The sequence below is a fragment of the Streptomyces sp. NPDC046881 genome, from assembly GCF_040645015.1.
Taxonomy (GTDB): domain Bacteria; phylum Actinomycetota; class Actinomycetes; order Streptomycetales; family Streptomycetaceae; genus Streptomyces.
In genome coordinates this window covers 54,226-71,463 of record NZ_JBEYXJ010000035.1, presented here as the reverse complement: position 1 = coordinate 71,463, position 17,238 = coordinate 54,226, and the positions used below count along the sequence as shown (strand labels likewise).

15 protein-coding genes are annotated in these 17,238 nt (G+C 73.9%); 5 read left to right on the top strand and 10 right to left on the bottom strand.

All coding sequences use genetic code 11. From position 1 onward, the window contains the following. Positions 1-148: 148 nt before the first annotated feature. Genes ABZ923_RS19115 through ABZ923_RS19100 form a run of 4 tightly spaced genes read right to left on the bottom strand, consistent with a single transcriptional unit; the run spans position 149 to position 5,132 of the window. Positions 149-1,498, bottom strand: coding sequence for a hypothetical protein (locus tag ABZ923_RS19115; RefSeq protein ID WP_361472832.1), 1,350 nt, complete (start codon positions 1,496-1,498; stop codon positions 149-151). A gap of 35 nt (positions 1,499-1,533) precedes the next feature. Beyond that, positions 1,534-2,472, bottom strand: a complete 939-nt coding sequence (locus ABZ923_RS19110; RefSeq protein WP_361472830.1) for an N-acetylneuraminate synthase family protein — start codon at positions 2,470-2,472, stop codon at positions 1,534-1,536. Between the two features lie 12 nt (positions 2,473-2,484). Further along, on the bottom strand, positions 2,485-3,789 hold the full coding sequence (locus tag ABZ923_RS19105) for an N-acylneuraminate cytidylyltransferase (RefSeq protein WP_361472827.1): 1,305 nt from the start codon (positions 3,787-3,789) through the stop codon (positions 2,485-2,487). A gap of 23 nt (positions 3,790-3,812) precedes the next feature. Beyond that, positions 3,813-5,132: a DUF6716 putative glycosyltransferase gene (locus tag ABZ923_RS19100; protein WP_361472824.1), complete on the bottom strand. Its 1,320-nt coding sequence runs from the start codon at positions 5,130-5,132 to the stop codon at positions 3,813-3,815. Between the two features lie 198 nt (positions 5,133-5,330). Here ABZ923_RS19100 and ABZ923_RS19095 point away from each other — a divergent pair, with 198 nt between their 5' ends. The 3 genes from ABZ923_RS19095 to ABZ923_RS19085 are packed head-to-tail and all read left to right on the top strand — an operon-like array spanning position 5,331 to position 8,816. Beyond that, on the top strand, positions 5,331-6,308 hold the full coding sequence (locus tag ABZ923_RS19095; RefSeq protein ID WP_361472822.1) for a glycosyltransferase family 2 protein: 978 nt from the start codon (positions 5,331-5,333) through the stop codon (positions 6,306-6,308). After that, a complete protein-coding gene (locus ABZ923_RS19090; protein WP_361472819.1) occupies positions 6,305-7,639 on the top strand; it encodes an alpha-2,8-polysialyltransferase family protein in 1,335 nt (444 codons plus the stop codon). The genes ABZ923_RS19095 and ABZ923_RS19090 overlap by 4 nt, the downstream gene beginning before the upstream one ends. 28 nt (positions 7,640-7,667) lie before the next feature. After that, positions 7,668-8,816, top strand: a complete 1,149-nt coding sequence (locus ABZ923_RS19085) for an acyltransferase (RefSeq protein ID WP_361472817.1) — start codon at positions 7,668-7,670, stop codon at positions 8,814-8,816. Here ABZ923_RS19085 and ABZ923_RS19080 read toward each other — a convergent pair. After that, positions 8,809-9,459 (bottom strand): TetR/AcrR family transcriptional regulator C-terminal domain-containing protein, encoded by a 651-nt coding sequence (locus ABZ923_RS19080; RefSeq protein ID WP_361472814.1) that lies wholly within the window; start codon positions 9,457-9,459, stop codon positions 8,809-8,811. The genes ABZ923_RS19085 and ABZ923_RS19080 overlap by 8 nt on opposite strands. A 71-nt stretch (positions 9,460-9,530) precedes the next feature. On the opposite strand from ABZ923_RS19080, the gene ABZ923_RS19075 reads away from it, so the two are divergent. Further along, complete coding sequence (locus tag ABZ923_RS19075) at positions 9,531-10,907, top strand: FAD-dependent monooxygenase (RefSeq protein WP_361472812.1); 1,377 nt, start codon at positions 9,531-9,533, stop codon at positions 10,905-10,907. Here ABZ923_RS19075 and leuE read toward each other — a convergent pair. Then, positions 10,904-11,557 carry a leucine efflux protein LeuE gene (leuE, locus tag ABZ923_RS19070; RefSeq protein WP_361472809.1) on the bottom strand — a complete coding sequence of 218 codons (654 nt, stop codon included), beginning with the start codon at positions 11,555-11,557 and terminating at the stop codon, positions 10,904-10,906. The genes ABZ923_RS19075 and leuE overlap by 4 nt on opposite strands. Before the next feature lie 59 nt (positions 11,558-11,616). Next, on the bottom strand, positions 11,617-13,209 hold the full coding sequence (locus ABZ923_RS19065; RefSeq protein WP_361472806.1) for a methylmalonyl-CoA mutase family protein: 1,593 nt from the start codon (positions 13,207-13,209) through the stop codon (positions 11,617-11,619). An 85-nt stretch (positions 13,210-13,294) separates the two neighbouring features. Between ABZ923_RS19065 and ABZ923_RS19060 the strand changes: the two genes are divergently transcribed. Continuing rightward, positions 13,295-14,125, top strand: coding sequence for a L,D-transpeptidase family protein (locus ABZ923_RS19060; protein WP_361472803.1), 831 nt, complete (start codon positions 13,295-13,297; stop codon positions 14,123-14,125). A 208-nt stretch (positions 14,126-14,333) separates the two neighbouring features. On the opposite strand, the gene ABZ923_RS19055 is transcribed toward ABZ923_RS19060, so the two are convergent. The 3 genes from ABZ923_RS19055 to ABZ923_RS19045 all read right to left on the bottom strand — a co-directional run bounded on the left by ABZ923_RS19055 (position 14,334) and on the right by ABZ923_RS19045 (position 17,193). Continuing rightward, complete coding sequence (locus ABZ923_RS19055) at positions 14,334-15,467, bottom strand: hypothetical protein (protein ID WP_361472800.1); 1,134 nt, start codon at positions 15,465-15,467, stop codon at positions 14,334-14,336. Continuing rightward, the gene (locus ABZ923_RS19050; protein WP_361472797.1) at positions 15,467-16,129 is read right to left on the bottom strand and encodes an RNA polymerase sigma factor; all 663 of its coding nucleotides are present in this window, start codon (positions 16,127-16,129) and stop codon (positions 15,467-15,469) included. The genes ABZ923_RS19055 and ABZ923_RS19050 overlap by 1 nt, the downstream gene beginning before the upstream one ends. Before the next feature lie 296 nt (positions 16,130-16,425). Then, positions 16,426-17,193 (bottom strand): hypothetical protein, encoded by a 768-nt coding sequence (locus tag ABZ923_RS19045; protein ID WP_361472794.1) that lies wholly within the window; start codon positions 17,191-17,193, stop codon positions 16,426-16,428. Positions 17,194-17,238: the final 45 nt, after the last annotated feature.

The window sequence follows — 17,238 nt, the reverse complement described above, 5'->3', positions numbered from 1 at the left end:
GGCTCGGGGTCGGCCCGCCGGCCCGCCCCCCCCCCCCGCCCCCCCCCGCCCCCACGCTCGGGACGCCAACGCCCCCCCGTCCGCGCGTCGCGGGGCAGGAGGGACTTTGCGGACACGGCCTAGAGCCGCAGGCCCCGGGGGCCCTCCGTCACGCCGGGGTCACCGCCGTCAGCCGGTGGACGTCGCGGGCGGTGCCGGTCACGCCGGAGAGGAAGCCCTGGGCCCGGGGGGAGGCGGTGTCGGTGAGCCAGGCCGGGTCGATGTCGCAGACCGCGACGCGCACCCCCGTGCCGGCCAGGGCCAGCGGGAGGGTGTGGACGACCGTGGAGGGGAAGCTCAGGATCGTACGGCCGATGGGGCCGCGCCGGGCGATCAGCTCCAGGGGCAGGTCCGGGCGGACGATCTCCAGGCCGGTCTCTCCCGCCAGCCGGTGCAGTTTCTCGGTGCTCTCGCGGCGGTGGGCGAAGTAGCGGGTGACGCCGTGGGCCCGGGCCAGGGCGCGGACGGCCCCCAGGTAGCGGTCGCCGTCCACCACCCCCGTCTCCACCAGCGAGGTGCCGACCATGTCCGCGCCGTTGGTGATGCGCGGCGGCCCGAATCGGGCCCGGGTCCAGGCGAAGTCGTTCGCGGTGACCGTGACGCCCTCGGGGGTCTCCGTCACCGGCATGGAGGAGAACACCTCGACCCGCCGGTGCGCGCTGGGCGTCAGCCGCCGGCGGGCGGAGGAGGACACCGGCGCGAAGAGCAGGTCGCGGGCGCCGGGCCGGCCGCCCTTGCGGTGCCAGCGGACCAGGCGTTCGCCGCGGGCCAGCTGGGCGACGAACTCCATCGTCGCCGTGCCGTCGTCCACGACCACCAGGTCGCGGGCGCGGGTGATGGTCAGCAGGAGCTGTACGTAGCGGGAGAACGGGTCGCCCATGACGACCCGGCCGGCCCGGCGCAGGGAGCCGGCCAGCCCGCCGATGGTGTGGAAGGGCGCGGTCGTACCGCCCCGCGCCTCCTCCCAGCGCACCCGGTACCCCTCGTCCCGGGCCAGGTCGGCCATGCGTCGCAGCTGGCCCCGGGTCATCGGGTCGGTCGGGGCGAGCACGACGACGGTCAGTTCCGCGCCGGCCGCCGTCGCACCGGCCGGCGACCGCCGGACCTGCGCGGGCACGGCGGGCGCGGGCACGGCGGCCACGGGGCCGGCCGGTGCGGGGCCGGGCTGCGTGGGGCCGGCCACGGGCCCGGAGGCCGTGGCCGGCCCCGCGTCGCCGGGGCCGAACGGCGCTTCCCCCTCCGCGCCGCCCGGGGCCGCCGGCCGCACGCCCGGCGGCGCGCCCTGTTCCGGGCCGTTCCCGGGCGGCGGGACGGCCGGGCCCCGGCCGGACGGGGCCGGCGTGGCGGCGGGCAGGCCGTGCAGGTGTGCCCACTCCAGTACGTTCAGCAGCTGTACCGGGCTCTCCACGAAGGCGAGCGTGCGGGCGGGGTGGCCGGCCTGGCCGGCGCGGGGGCTCATCGGCGTACGACCGTCCCGTCGTCAGTGACCCGGACTCACACCGCGACCGGCTCGCCCGCCGCCGCGGCGATCTCCGCCTCGGCGACGACGCCGGCGACGCGGCGCAGCTTCTTCATCGGGCCCAGCTCGGAGTCGTAGACCTTCTTGACGCCGTCGCCGAGGGAGGCCTCGATGGTGCGGATGTCGCGGACCAGGCGGGTGAGGCCCTGCGGCTCCACCGACGCGGCCTGGTCGGAGCCCCACATGGCGCGGTCGAGGGTGATGTGGCGCTCGACGAACGTGGCGCCCAGCGCGACGGCGGCGAGCGTGGTCTGCAGGCCCGTCTCGTGGCCGGAGTAGCCGATCGGGACGTTCGGGTACTCCTTCTCCAGCGTGTTGATCACGCGGAGGTTCAGCTCCTCGGCCTTCGCCGGGTACGTCGAGGTCGCGTGGCACATGAGGATGTTGTCGCTGCCCAGGACCTCGACCGCGTGCCGGATCTGGCGCGGGGTGGACATGCCGGTGGAGAGGATGACCGTACGGCCCGTGGCGCGCAGGGCGCGCAGCAGTTCGTCGTCGGTCAGGGAGGCGCTCGCCACCTTGTGGGCGGGGACGTCGAACTTCTCCAGGAAGGCGACGGCCTCGGTGTCCCACGGGGAGGCGAACCAGGCGATCCCCTTCTCCTTGCAGTACGCGTCGATCTGGCGGTACTCGTCCTCGCCGAACTCCACCCGGTGGCGGTAGTCGATGTACGTCATCCGGCCCCAGGGGGTGTCGCGCTCGATGCCCCACTGGTCGCGCGGGGTGCAGATCTCCGGGGTGCGCTTCTGGAACTTCACGGCGTCGCAGCCGGCCTCGGCGGCCACGTCGATCAGCTTGAAGGCGTTCTCCAGCTCACCGTTGTGGTTGATGCCGATCTCGCCGCAGATGTAGACGGGCCTGCCGGGGCCGACCTCGCGCGAACCGAACGTGCGCAGACGGGAGTTGGTGCTCATCAGGGGGTGTCCTTACTTGGGGAGGGAATCGAGAGAGGGGCCGAGGATCCAGCTGGCGATCTCTCGGATCGCGCCGTCACCGCCGGGGACGGTGGTGACCGCGCGTGCGGCGCCGCGTACGACGTCGTGAGCGCTCGCGACCGCCACGGGCCAGCCGACGAGGGCGAAGCACGGCAGGTCGTTGACGTCGTTGCCGACGTAGAGCACGCGCTCCGGCGCGATGCCCTGCTCCTCGCACCACTGCTTCAGCGCGAGGTCTTTCCGGTCGATGCCGTGCAGCACGGGGATCCGCAGCTTGCGTGCGCGGGCGGCGACGACCGGGTTCTGTTCCGTGGACAGGATCAGCAGCTTCAGGCCGCTCCTGCGGAGGGCCGCGACGCCGAGTCCGTCGCCGCGGTGCACGGCGACGAACTCCCGTCCGTCGGAGTCGATCAGCACCCGGTCGTCGGTCTGGGTGCCGTCGAAGTCCAGTACGACCGCGTCCACGTCGTCGGCGGTCGGCAGCGAACCGGGGCGGTCCGCGTCGAAGAGGGGCGCGAGGGCCCGGGCCCGCGCGAGGTCGTGCGGGTCGTCGATCTCCAGCACCCGGGCCGGGTCGGTGCGGACCAGCTCGGTGTGGCCGAAGAAACGGTGGCGGTGCTCGCGGAAGCCGGCCGCGTCCATCGCGTAGGCGGCGCCGGTCTCCAGGAAGTCCTGGGGGCGGTCCTGGCGGCGCGGACGGTAGGACTTGTCGTGGTTGACGCCGTAGCCTCCGGCGGCAGCCGCCCGGTCGCCGGTCACCGCGCCGGTGGCCGGCGGCTCGCCGGGTGCGGCGAGGTCGTCGGCCGCGGCGAGGTCGTCGGCCGCCTCCCGCCAGACGAAACCGTGGAAGGGCGCGACGGTCAGCGCGGTGTCCGCGCCGTCCTCGATCACCGCCGACACGACACCGTCGATGTCCTCGCGGACGACGAAGGGGCTGGTGCACTGCACGAGCAGCACCACGTCGACGGCGGAGCCGTGCAGCGTCTCGTGGGTGTCCATGGCGTGCAGGACCGCGGCCTCGGAGGTGGCGGTGTCCCCGGCGATGGCGGCGGGCCGCAGCACGACCTCGGCGCCGGCCTCCCGGGCGGCGGCGGCGATGGCCTGGTCGTCGGTGGAGACGACGACGTCGGTCACCAGCCGGCTCGCCCGGCACTCGCGCACCGCGCGGGCCACCAGCGGGACACCGCCCACGGGGGCGAGGTTCTTCGCGGGCACGCCTTTGGAGCCGCCGCGCGCGGGGATGACCGCGAGCACCCGGCGGACCGAGGCGCCCGGGCCCGCTTGCGAGTGGGACATGGGGTCTCCTCCTTGGAGAGGGGTCACAGCTCGCCCATCCGCCGGATCACGGGGGCGACCCGCTGGACTCCGTGCCGGTAGGCGCCGCGCGCGGCGCGGCGCACGATCTGCCGGACGGGGCCGGGCGCCTTGTCGGCGGCGGGCGCGCCGGGCAGCGGGACGCCGTCGGGGCCGAGGTGGTGGCGGGCGAGGATGCCGGGCAGATAGCCGGGCGCGGTCTCGGGGGTGTAGTAGGGGTTCAGGGGCGGCAGACCGCGCGGCCGGTCCAGCAGCTCGGCGATGCGCTCGCGGGCGGTGTCGAAGGCCGTGTCGTACAACCCGTCGGCCGCCACGCCCTGCCGGGCCACCCACTCCTCGTCCGGCACCGGCCGGTGCCCGGCGTCGAGCTGGTCCCAGGAGGCGAGGCAGCCGGAGCCGGTGAAGTGGTGGTTGCCGAGCGCCTCGCGCACCCCGAGGTCGGTGAGGACCGCGGTGGGCACACGGCGGTGCAGGGCCTCCAGGGCGGCCGTGGAGCTGACCGTGACCAGCAGGTCGGTACGGTCGAGCACCTCGCCCATGTGCCCGTACACCAGGCGGAAGTTGGCCGGCGGGTCCTGGCCCTGGACCAGTTTCTGGTACGGCAGTTCCTCGATGTGGGTGGTGTGTTCGCCGGGCTTGGAGCGCAGCTTGAGCAGCACCTCCCGCTCGGGGTGCCTGCGGGCGTGCTCGATGAGCCGGCCCAGCAGGTAGGCGCGGTCCCGGCGGTTGTCCGGCACCGACGGCTGGGCCGCGAACACCACGGTGTACGGCTCGTGTTCGCCGGCGTACGGCGCACCGCCGAGGAAGGGCAGCGCGACCTCGGTGACCGCGGAGGCGTCGGCGCCGACCCCCTCGTACACGGCCCGGAACCGGTCCGCGTCGTGGCGGGAGTTGGCGAGGACGAGGTCCGCGCCGTGCCGCAGCAGCAGCCCGTCGGCGAGCTTTTCGTAGACGACTCCGACATAGCCGGTGACGACCACGGGACGCGGCCCGGAGCCCCAGGCGGCGCGCAGTCCGTGCAGCATGGCCTGGACGCCGCCGCCGACCAGGGCCAGGACGAGGACGTCGTACCGGTTGCCCGGGTCCTCGCTCATCGCGCGCAGGAACTCCACGCCGGTGACCTCGCGCAGGGAGTCCGCCCGGACGCCGACCTCCCGCAGCTGGCGGGCGGTCGGGGTGGCACGTCCCCGCAGGAGGTAGCCGTCGAGCCGGACCTCGGCAGCCGCGGGGGTGAGCCGCTGCGCGGTGAGCGCGCCCCACTTCCACCGGGTGTCCGAGTCGGCGAGGACGGCGACTCGCAGGGATTTCGTTGCACTTGCTGGCACGCCGGAGACGCTAGGAAGCGATTCCGAGGTTCCGCCCAACCCGAATGCAACAAACGGTTAACAGCACATCGCCGAATGGCGAATCGGGCCCCGATCGCCGTGTGAAACAGCCTGGTTCACGGCTTCGCCATGTGTCGTTCACCCGGCATCAAGCAGGTCGTCAAGACGAATGGCGGGCCACGCCCTAACGTCCTTGACGTGGTCAAGCTCTCCGTCATCGTGCCGTTCTACAACGTGCAGCAATACGCGCCCGACACCCTCAGGAGTCTGAAGGCGAATGTGCGTGAGGACTTCGAATTCATTCTCGTCGACGACTGTTCCCGCGACGGGACCCCAGAGATTCTCGCGCGTGCGGAGCGCGAGCTGCCGGGTGCGGTCCTGGTCCGGCACGAGCAGAACGGAGGGCTGGCGACCGCGCGCAACACCGGTATCGACCGGGCGCGCGGCACGTATCTGACGTTCCTGGACGGCGACGACTGGCTCGCCCCCGGCTACCTCCCGCGGCTGCTCACCGCGATCGAGGAGCTGGGCTGCGACTTCCTGCGCACCGACCATGTGCAGTGCACCGCCCGGTCGCGGAGCGTGCACCGGGTGCCGGTGGGCCGGCGGAACACCGTGCTGGACCCGCGGGCGGCGATCCTGCCCGCCGACCGGTCCACCTCGGTGGACTACGCGTACGCGTGGGCCGGCGTCTACCACCGGCGGCTGGTGGACCAGGGAGTGCTGCACTTCACCGACGGGCTGCGCACGGCCGAGGACCGGCCGTGGATCTGGAAGCTGCACCGGGAGGCGGAGTCCTTCGCCGCGGTGAGCCTGCTCGGGGTGTTCTACCGGCGCGGGGTCGCCTCGTCCCTCACCCAGATCGGCGATGTGCGCCAGCTGGACTTCATCCGGGCGTTCGACCAGGTCGTCGCGGAGACCGCGGCCGACCGGGAGGCCGGCGTGCTGCTGCCCAAGGCCGTCCGCACCTACTGTGCGATCATCGCCCATCACCTGGGCTCCATCGAAAGGTTCGAGCCGGCGGTGGCGAGGAAACTGAAATCCCTGAGCGCCGCCGCGCTGCGGCGCATGCCGCAGGACGTGCTGGACGAGGCGCTGGACTCCATGGACGTCCAGCGCGCCACCCGGCTGCGCCGGCTGCGCCGCCGTCCCGCCGCCGCGGGGGTCGCCGCGTGACCACCCAGATCTTCCAGGCGTCGACGCTGTACGGCACGGCCACGCTCGCCGCCGCCCTGGACTCCGGCTGCTTCCGTCCGGCCGACCGGCGGATCCTGCTGGTCTGCAACAACGCGGCCACGCCCGAGACCTCGACGGCGCTGGACGGGATGCCGGGCTTCGAGCGGCTGCGGGACCGGTTCGACGACGTGGTGTCGTACAACGCGGCGATCTTCCCGTTCCATCCGGGCGGCTGGACGCCCCGCGGGGACGATCTGCCGCTGTGGGAGCGGTACTTGCGCCACGAGTGGCAGCTCGGCACCGACGACGTCGAGCTGGCCGTCGAGTCGATCCAGGTGAATCCGTCGCTGGCGCTCGCGCAGATCTTCACCGGCGCGCCGGTCACCGTCTACGCCGACGGCCTGATGAGCTACGGCCCCACCCGCAACAAGATCGACCCGCTGGTCGGCACCCGCGTGGACCGGGTCCTGCACCTGGACCTGGTGCCGGGTCTGCAGCCGCTGCTGCTCACCGAGTTCGGGGTGCCCGGCGAACTGGTGCCGACGCCCGCCTTCACCAAGGTCCTCGCCGAACTCGCCCCGCTGGGCGAGGGGCTGCCGGCGGTGGAGGAGCCGGCGCTGCTGCTCGGCCAGTACCTGTCCGCGCTGGACATCCTCACCGCCGAGCAGGAGGAGGAGCTGCATGTGCGGATGCTGAGGGGCGCGGCCGCCCTCGGCCACACCACGGTGGTGTTCAAGCCGCACCCGTCCGCGCCGGCCCGCTTCACCCGCTCCCTGGAGCAGGAGGCGCAGCGGCTGGAGGTCGGGCTGACCGTGCTGGACACGCCGGTGCTCGCGGAGGTGCTGTACCAGCGGATGCGTCCCGCACTGGTCGTCGGCTGCTTCTCCACCGCGCTGCTCACCGCCTCCGCCCTGTACGGCCTCCCGGTCGCCCGGGTGGGCACCGACCTGCTGCTGGAGCGGCTGACGCCGTACGAGAACAGCAACCGGATCCCGGTGACGATCGTGGACGCGCTGCTGCCCGAGCTGACCGACCGGCGGGCCGTCGCCGAGCAGCGCCAGGGCATGGACGTGGAGGCGCTCGGCGCGCTGGTCCGCGCGGTGGGCTTCGCGATGCAGCCGAAGATCCTCCCGAGGCTGCGTCCGCAGGCCGAGACCTGGCTCGCGGGGCACCTGGACCAGCACACCATGCGCTACTTCAAGCGCCGGCGCCTGTCCTCGCTGGCGCTGCCCGGCGGGGTGCCCGCCCAGCTGGCGTTCATCCCGCGCAACGCGACGGTCCGCCGGGTGGCCCGCAAGGCGCGCAGCCTGCGCCGGGGCGCCCGCGGCTGACCACCGATCAGCAGGAAGGAAACCGCACATGGCCGCTTCCCCCTCCGGCGTCGGGCCGGCCCCGGACCCTCTCATACGGCGGGCGGCCGGGATCCCGGCCGCCCGGGCCCCGCGCCGGGGCCGCCTGCTCGCCCTGGACGGTCTGCGGCTCGTCGCCGCGCTGATGGTCTGCGTCTACCACTACACCGGTCGCGGCGGCGTGGTCTCGGAGTCCTGGCACGCCAGCCCGGACCAGCTCTTCCCGTCCCTGTCCCGGGCGGCCGTGTACGGCAACCTCGGCGTGCAGTTCTTCTTCGTCATCAGCGGTTTCGTGATCTGCATGAGCAGTTGGGGCCGCACCCTCGGCGACTTCTTCCGCTCCCGGGTCGCCCGCCTGTATCCCGCGTACTGGGTCGCGCTGGCCCTGGTCACGGCCGCGTCCCTCGCGCTCCCGGTCGTCGTCCACCCGGTCCGCCCGGACGAGTTCCTGGTGAACCTCACCATGCTGCAGCAGCCGATGGGCGCCACGCGGGTTCTCGGTGTGTGCTGGACGCTCTGGGTGGAGGTGCGCTTCTACGTGCTGTTCGCCCTGTTCGTCGTGGTGCGCGGGGTCACCTACCGCCGGGTGGTGCTGTTCGCCTGCGTCTGGACGCCGGCGGCCGTCCTGTGCCACTCGTCGGGCAACGAGCTGCTGCGCCAGGTGGTCATGCCCGAGTACGCCCCCTTCTTCGTCGGCGGTCTGGCGCTGTACCTGATCCACCGCTTCGGCAGCGACCTGCTCGCGTGGGGCATCGTCGTGATGTCCTGGCTGCTCGCCCAGAGCGAGGCCACCCGCGGACTGTGGGGCCCGCACCCGCACCGCGACCCGTACGTCGTCATCCTGGTCGTCACCGTCGCCTACGCGACCGTCGCCGCCGTGGCGCTGGGCTGGACCGGGTGGGCCTCCTGGTCCTGGCTGGTCACGGCCGGCGCGCTGACGTACCCGTTCTACCTGGTGCACGAGCACCTGGGCTGGTTCGTCATCCGGGTGCTGCACCGGGGGCTCGGCCTGTCCGCGTGGCCGACGCTGGCCGTGACCGTGCTGGGCATGCTGGCGCTGGCCTGGCTGATCCACCGGTTCGTGGAGAAACCGTTCGGCCCCCGGCTGAAGAGGGCGCTGAAGAAGGCCGGTACGCCGGGGGCGACCGCCCTCAGCTGATCCCGTACCGCGCCCCGATGCCGGCGACGACGAGTGCCAGCCCCTCCTCGAACTGCCGGTCGTAGTCGTCGAAGAGCAGCTTCCCGGCCTCGGCGGCGAGCGGGAAGCCGGCCATGCGGCGGGCGCGTTCCCCGATGTCGTACCCCTCCCGGCGCTCCCCCGGGAGGGGTCGTACGCCCTGCTCCTCGGTGACGAAGCCGAGGGTGTAGGCGTGTGCCGTGCGCCCCGCGTCGACGGCCTGCGCGAGGCTGAGCCCGGCGCCGGTGAGCACGCGCAGGTTCGCCTCCAGTTCCGCGGCGTGGTCGATGCCGGTGAAGCGTGAGCCGCTGAACACCTTGGCGCCGTCGCGGTAGCCGAGCAGCGCGGCCCGCAGCGCGCGCTGGGTCTTCAGCAGCCGCTCCCGCCAGGTGTCGGCGGGGTCGAGCGCGGCACCGGCGGCCATCCGCCGGTACATCTCCGTCGCCATCTCGTCGAGCAGCGCCTGCTTGTCCTTGAAGTGCCAGTACAGGGCCGGTGCCTTGACGTCCAGCTCGCGGGCGATGGCGCGCAGGGTCAGCCCGTCCAGACCGACCTCGTTCAGCAGCCGCAGCGCGGTGTCGGCGACTCGTGCGCGATCCAAAGGCGCGCGCTTCTCGGAACTCACGCTTGACAGCTTAACAGCGTTAAGGGCACGCTCGTCGGCGACGCTACTTAACGATGTTAAGGAGAGAGACGATGGATGTCGCGATCGTGGGCGCGGGCCCGACGGGCCTGACCCTGGGCATCGACCTGGCGCGGCGCGGGATCCGGGCGCTGGTGGTGGAGCGGGCGGAGGCGCTCTTCCCCGGCTCCCGCGGCAAGGGCATCCAGCCCCGCACCCAGGAGGTCTTCGCCGACCTGGGCGTCCTGGACGCCGTCCGGGCGGCCGGCGGCCCCTATCCGCCCCGCCTGCTGTGGAGGAACGGCGAGCGGCTCGGCACACAGCCGATGTTCGAGGAGATCCCGGCGGACGAGGGCACGCCGTACACCGAGCCGCTGATGGTCGCACAGTGGCGGACCCAGGAGGTGCTCCACGCACGGCTGACCGAGCTGGGCGGCCGGGTCGCCTTCGGCCGCGAGGTGACGGGCCTGGCGCAGGACGCGGACGGCGTGACGGTGGACTTCGCGGACGGTACGGCCCTCCGCGCGGCGTACGCGGTCGCGGCCGACGGCGGACGCTCGGCGGTCCGGCGCGCCCTGGGCATCGGCATGACCGGCGAGACGGTCGACCCGGTGCCGTTCCTGGTGGCGGACGTACGGCTGGAGGGTCTTGACCGGGATCACTGGCACACGTTCCCGGGACCCGACGGCACCGGTCTCGCCCTGTGCCCGCTCGCCGGCACCGACCACTTCCAACTGCAGGCCCGGCTGCCGGAGTCCGCCCGGGTCGACCTGACACCGGACGGCATCCGCGCCCTGGTCGCCACGTACACGCACCTCGACGCCCCGGCCGTGACGGAGCTGCGCTGGGCCTCCGACTTCCGCCCGCGCGCCGCCCTGGCGGACCGGTTCCGGGCGGGCCGGGTCCTCCTCGCCGGGGACGCGGCCCACGTCCACTCCCCGGCGGGCGGCCAGGGCCTGAACACCGGCGTGCAGGACGCCTACAACCTGGGCTGGAAGCTGGCCGCGGTGCTCCGGGGCGCCGCACCGGAAACCCTCCTGGACACCTACGAGGAGGAGCGCCGCGCGAACGCCGCCGCCATGCTGGACCTGACGACGGGGGTCCACCGCGGAGAGGTACGACGGGGCAGGGCGACGGTGCAGCTCGGCCTGGGCTACCGGGACTCGTCCCTGAGCGTGGACACGCGAGGCGAGACCGGGGGCCTGCGCGCGGGCGACCGCGCCCCGGACGGCACGGTGGCGGGCGTCCGCCTGTTCGACCGCTTCCGGGGCCCGCACTGGACCCTGCTGGGCGCGTCGGTCCCGGGCCTCCCCTCCCTCCCGGCGGCTCCGCGGTCATACGGCCGGGGCGTCTTCCTGATCCGCCCGGACGGCTACGTGGGCTGGGCGGGAGCGACGACGGAGGGCCTGCGGGAGTACGCGGAACGAACGGGTGCCTGTGCGCCCGCCTAGGAGGGCCCGGCGAGCGACAGCTTCACCGCGAACCCCAGGAACAGCGCCCCCGCCGCCGACGTCGCCGTGGCCGACAGCCGCTTGCGGCGACGGAACACCGCGGCCAGCCGCGTGCCGCCGAATATCAGCGCGCTCAGGTAGAGGCAGCTGGCGAGCTGGGCGAACGCGCCGAGGACGACGAAGGAGAGGGCGGGGTAGGCGTAGCCGGGGTCCACGAACTGCACGAAGAAGGCGACGAAGAAGAGGATCGCCTTGGGATTGAAGAGGCTGACGACGAGCGCACGGCGGAAGGGCCGCTCGTCGGCGCCCTGGGCGGCCGCGGCCTCCTCGACGGCCGGCTGCCGCCGGGTCCGCCACGTCTGCCAGGCGGCCCGCAGCATGCCGATCGCCAGCCAGCTCAGGTATCCGGCCCCGGCGTACTTCACGATCCCGAACAGCAGGGCGTTGCCCTGGAGCAGCGAGGCGACTCCGGCGGCCGACAGCGTCATCAGCACGGTGTCCCCGCACCAGACCCCGGCGGCCGCGGTGTACCCGGCCCGCACACCGCGGCGGGCGGCCACGGAAAGGACGTAGAGGGAGTTGGGGCCGGGCAGCAGGACGATCAGGATCAGGCCCGCGAGGTAGGTGGGGAGGTCGATGACGCCGAACATGCCATGGAGTGTCGCACGGGGGTACGACAGCCGGTCCTCCCCGTCCGGAACCGGCCCGCTCAGAACGCATCCGTCGGCACGTGACTCCCCCAGACCTCCCGGAGCGCCCCGCACACCTCGCCCACCGTCGCCCGGGCCCGCAGCGCCTCCTTCATCGGGTACAGGACGTTGTCCTCGCCCTCCGCCGCCTTGCGCAGCGCGTCGAGCGCCGCGGTCACCGCGCCCCGGTCGCGTCCGGCCCGCAGGCGGGCGAGGCGCTCGGCCTGCCGGACCTCGATGGCCGGGTCCACGCGGAGCGGCTCGTAGGGCTCCTCCTCGTCCAGCCGGAAGCGGTTGACCCCGACGACCACCCGCTCCCCGGAGTCCGTCTCCTGCGCGATGCGGTACGCGTTCCGTTCGATCTCGGCCTTCTGGAAGCCCTGCTCGATCGCCGCGACCGCCCCGCCGAGGTCCTCCACCCGCCGCATCAGGCCGACGGCGGCCTCCTCCACCTCGTCCGTCATCCGCTCGACCGCGTAGGAGCCGGCGAAGGGGTCCACCGTCGCGGTCACGTCGGTCTCGTGGGCCAGCACCTGCTGCGTCCGCAGCGCCAGCCGCGCGCTCTTGTCCGTCGGCAGGGCGATCGCCTCGTCGAAGGAGTTGGTGTGCAGGGACTGCGTGCCGCCGAACACCGCGGCCAGGGCCTGCACGGCGACCCGGACGAGGTTCACCTCCGGCTGCTGCGCCGTGAGTTGCACCCCGGCCGTCTGGGTGTGGAAGCGCAGCATCAGCGACTTGGGGTTCCGCGCGCCGAACTCCTCCCGCATCACCCGGGCCCAGATCCTGCGGGCGGCGCGGAACTTGGCGACCTCCTCCAGCAGCGTCGTACGGGCCACGAAGAAGAACGACAGGCGCGGGGCGAAGTCGTCGACGTCCATGCCGGCCGCGATCGCCGTGCGGACGTACTCGATGCCGTCGGCGAGGGTGAACGCGATCTCCTGCACCGGGGAGGCGCCCGCCTCGGCCATGTGGTAGCCGGAGATCGAGATGGTGTTCCACCTCGGGATCTCGGCGGTGCAGTACCGGAAGATGTCCGCGGTCAGCCGCAGGGAGGGCTTCGGCGGGAAGATGTACGTGCCGCGCGCGATGTACTCCTTCAGCACGTCGTTCTGGATCGTGCCCGTCAACCGGTCGGCGGCCACGCCCTGCTCCTCGGCCACCAGCTGGTACAGCAGCAGGAGCAGGGCGGCGGGCGCGTTGATCGTCATCGACGTCGAGACCTGGTCCAACGGGATGCCGTCGAACAGCAGCCGCATGTCCTCGATCGAGTCGACGGCCACGCCGACCTTGCCGACCTCGCCGTGCGCGAGGGGCGCGTCGGAGTCGTGGCCCATCTGGGTGGGCAGGTCGAAGGCGACGGACAGACCGGTGGTGCCGTGGGCGATCAGCTGCCGGTAGCGGGCGTTGGACTCCGCCGCCGTACCGAAGCCGGCGTACTGGCGCATGGTCCAGGGGCGGCCGGTGTACATGCTCGGGTACACCCCGCGGGTGAACGGGTACGCGCCCGGTTCGCCCAGTTTGCGGTCCGGGTCCCAGCCGGCCAGGTCGGCCGGGCCGTACACCGGTTCGATCGGCAGGCCCGACTCGGACCGACGTGCCGACTCCTGTGCCATGGCTGCCTCCGCGGTACGACCGACACCGGTACTCCTCACCATGCCCCGTAGTTCGACGCGGGTCACGCGGGGAAACATCCCGGGCATGAGGATCCCGGGGAGACCTGCCGTCCTGCTCGCCTCGGCCGCCGTGCTCGCCGCGCTCTGCGGGTGCACCGTGCAGCCGACGGACGCCGACGGCAAACGCGGCCTGCCGCTGCAGGCCCAGGCGCCGGGCGGCCGCGGTGCCGGGCCCGCCCGGCCGGCACCGGCCGCCACACCGACGAGGCCGGCCGCCCCCGCGCCGCGGGTGCTGTGGTCGCGCGGGGACGTCGGGCCCCGCGTGCGGGAACTCCAGGCGCGACTGCGCCAGGTGGGCTGGCTGCCCGTCGGGCCGACGGGGTCGTACGGCGAGCTGACCGAGCGGGCGGTCCGGGGCTTCCAGGGCAAGCGCGGGCTGCCGCGGACCGGCACGACGGACGCCGTCACCTGGCAGCGGCTGGTGGCGATGACGCGTCCGCCGGGCCCGGGGGAGCTGTACCCGACGGACTCTCAGCCGGCCGCCGCGCCGGACGCGCGGTGTCTGACCGGGCGGGTGCTGTGCATCGACAAGTCCAGCCGGACGCTGCGCTGGATGGTGGACGGGCGGACCCTGTCCACGATGGCGGTGCGCTTCGGCGCGCAGTACACCCCGACCCGCGAGGGTGTGTTCCACATCTACTGGAAGTCACGGCACCATGTGTCGACCCTCTATGACTCGCCGATGCCGTACGCGATGTTCTTCAGCGGTGGCCAGGCGGTGCACTACTCGTACGACTTCGCGGCGCGCGGGTACGCGGGCGGCTCGCACGGATGCGTCAACGTGCGGGACGAGACGGCGATCGCCCGGCTGTTCGCTCAGGTGAGGGTGGGCGACAAGGTCGTCGTCTCCTGGTGAGGATGCGGGGCGCGGGCGGGACCGGGGGAACGTGCCCCGCCCGCGCCAGGTGCACGAGCCGTGGGTACGGGGGGAACCCCGGCTCAGTGCGACGGCCGATGACCAGTCGGCTCACTCAGTACTGCGTCGCGGGCTCCAGAAACGTCACACCTCGCGCCGAAAAATTTTCGGCGACTTCAAAACCGCAGGTCAGACGGGGTGTCCTCGATCAGAGCGCGGTGTACGTCGGGGACGGCGACGGGGACGCGGGGACGTTGCCGGGCGGGCCGGGGTGCGCCGGGGCGAAGGCGGAGGGAGCGGGGGCGGCGCCGCCGCGGTGCCGGCCGCCGCCCTTGCCGCCGCCGGGGCCGTGCTCGCCCTTGCCCCCGCCTTTCTCTCCGCCCCCGTTCCCGTTCCCGTCCTTGTCCCCGTCCTTGTCCTCGTCGCCCTTGCCCTTGCCCTTGTCACTGCCCGGGTTCTTGTCCTTGTCCTGCCCGTTGCCGGCGGTGCCGCCGCCGGTGCCGGACGTGCCGCCGTTCGCGGTGCCGGAGGTGGCGTCGCCGGCGGCCAGCAGGACCTTGCAGTACCGGGTGACACGGGCGGGGCCGCCCGCCAGGTGCTCCAGCGTGCGCTTGCGTCCGGTGTCCAGGTCCTTGCCGTCGCGCAGGGCACGGCAGGCCGAGGCGGCACCGAGCCACCCGGTGCCGGACGTGGGCGCTCCGGAGCCGGACGCGGTGGCGCCACCGGTGCCGTCGTCCGTGCCGGCGGCCTCGTCACCGGTGCCGCCGCGCCCGGGCGGACTGCCCTCCGGCGTGCCCGTGCCGAGGCCCGGGGCGGTCATACCGGAACCGGGGAGGGGCGGCTGCCCGGTGGTCTTATCCGCGGAGACGGAGGCGGCGGGACGGGGGTGGTCGTTGTCGAAGGGCGTCGGCAGCACCCCGCTGCCGGCGGCCACGGCGACCCCCCCGAGTGTGCCGACGGCTGCGGCGGCGGCGAGCGCCAGGCGCACCGGCCGGCCCCAGCGGGGGCGCCCGGTGCGGATTCCGGTACGGCTCGGGGCACCGATGCGGACCAGGCCGGCGTCGGTTCCGGGTGCCGGAGTGCGGGCGGCGGCGGGGGTGTGGGCGGCGGCGGTGCGCTCCGCCTCGGCGGCCTCGCGGGCCTTGCGGAACGCGGCGAGGGCGGCCTGCTCGCCGGGGAGTTCACCGGGCGCGGGGGCCGCCTCCGCGGACAGCGCACCGAGCGCCCGGGAGAGGCGTTCGGCCTGGTCACGTGCGGAGGGGTCGACGGCTTCCAGCGACTCACCGCGCAGCAGACGTTCCGCCGTCTCACGATTCAGCCACTTGTACTGCTCGTCGGCCATCACATGTCCTTCTGCGTCCGCGCACGCGTATGCGTCACAGTTGCGGACGTCACCGCGCGGCGGCGCGGTTCTCGCTGAGGCGGGAGCGCGTCGAGTCCGCCCGCCGATTCCGGATCGGCGCCGATCAGCTCCGCGAGCCGCTTCAGACCGCGGTGCGCGGCGGTGCGGACGGCACCCGCGCGTTTGCCGAGGGTCTCGGCGGCGGTCTTGGCGTCCAGGCCGACGACCACGCGCAGGACGACCGCCTCGGCCTGGTCCTGCGGGAGCCGGGCGATCAGGGAGAGGGCGCTGTCGGTGGCCAGGGCCTCGATGGCCTCGCCGGCCGTGTCGGACTCGGCGGCCCGGCCGGTCAGCTCCGTCTCGTCGCCGCCTATGGCGGGGCGGCGGCCGCGCATGCGTATGTGGTCCAGGGCGCGGTTGCGGGCGATCCGGGCGGCCCAGCCGCGGAACCGGTCGGCGTCGCCGCTGAACCGGTCCAGGTCGCGTGCGATCTGCAGCCAGGCCTCGGACGCGACGTCCTCGGCATCCGGATCGCCGACCAGTGTGCGGACGTATCCGAGCAGGCGGGGATGGACCGCGCGATACACCGTACGGAACGCGGTCTCGTCTCCGTCCTGTGCCGCACACACCGCGGCGGTCAGCTCCGCGTCGTCCCCCAGCACCGTACTCCCTTTACGCCTGTCTTCGGTCGGCGCGAAAGGCACGTTACGGCGTGAAACCACTGCTCGTCCATGTCCGTAGAAGATGCAACTAACTCGTGACCGGGTGTGGATGTGCGCAGGGTGAGATTCGGGGGTGGCCGGGTGTGACAGAAACCGTACGCACGGCGCTGAGGAAAGTACGGGCCGCGCGCGGCCCGTCCGCGCGACGGCCGGGGCCTCTCCTGTGGGGGGTGGCGGCCCCGGCCGTTGCCTTCGCGGAGCCGACCCGGCTCAGAGACGGGGCCCGGGTTCTGTCGTTAGCGCTTGCCGTCGGCCGGCTTCCCGTGGGCACCGCTCTTGTTCTCACGCTTGCCGCCGGAGTTTCCGGGCGCGCCCGCCTCGGCCGTGTTCCCGGTCCGCGTACCGGCCGCCCGGGCGGCGCAGTAGGCCGCGACCTTGTCGGGGCCGCCCGCCGCCGCGACCAGGCGCTGCCACGCCGTCGCCTCCAGGGCGCCGCCCCGCTTCCCCACCCGCGCGTAGGCACGGCAGTGGGCCAGGGTGTCCCCGGCGGTCGTCGGACGCGCGGGCTTCCCCGAGGGCGCGGCGGTGCCGGTGTCCCCGGGCCCGGTCGCCGTACCGTCGGCGCTGGCGTTCGCCGCCGGGGCGGAGGGGGCGCTCGGCGAGGTGCGCGCGGAGCGCGGGGCGGGCCGGCCGCCGTCGTCGGGCCCGGACCGCGCGGAGCCGATCGCCGCGACGGCGACTCCACCCAGCGTGAGGCTCGCCAGGGCCAGCGAGAGGGTGGTCCGCAGGGAGCGGCGGGCGCGGCGGGGCCGCCCGGGCCGCCAGTCGTCCCGGGCGCGGGTCCTGGCGTCGTGCGCGCCCGCCTGGCGTGCGGCCCGGAACGCGGCGACGGCGCTGCGCTCGGCCTCGGCGTCGATCTCCCGGGCGCGCAGCGCGGCGCCGAACCGCGTCTCCAGCTCCGGGAGGCCCGGGGAGGTGCCGGCCGGCTCGGGCGCGGCGACGGTGCCCTCAGGGTGCGCGCGCCGAGGGCCGGACAGCCCGTCGCCGCCGTGCTGTTCACCCATGCCCGTTCCCGTCCTCATCCGGTCCGCCCGGAACTCCGTACACCG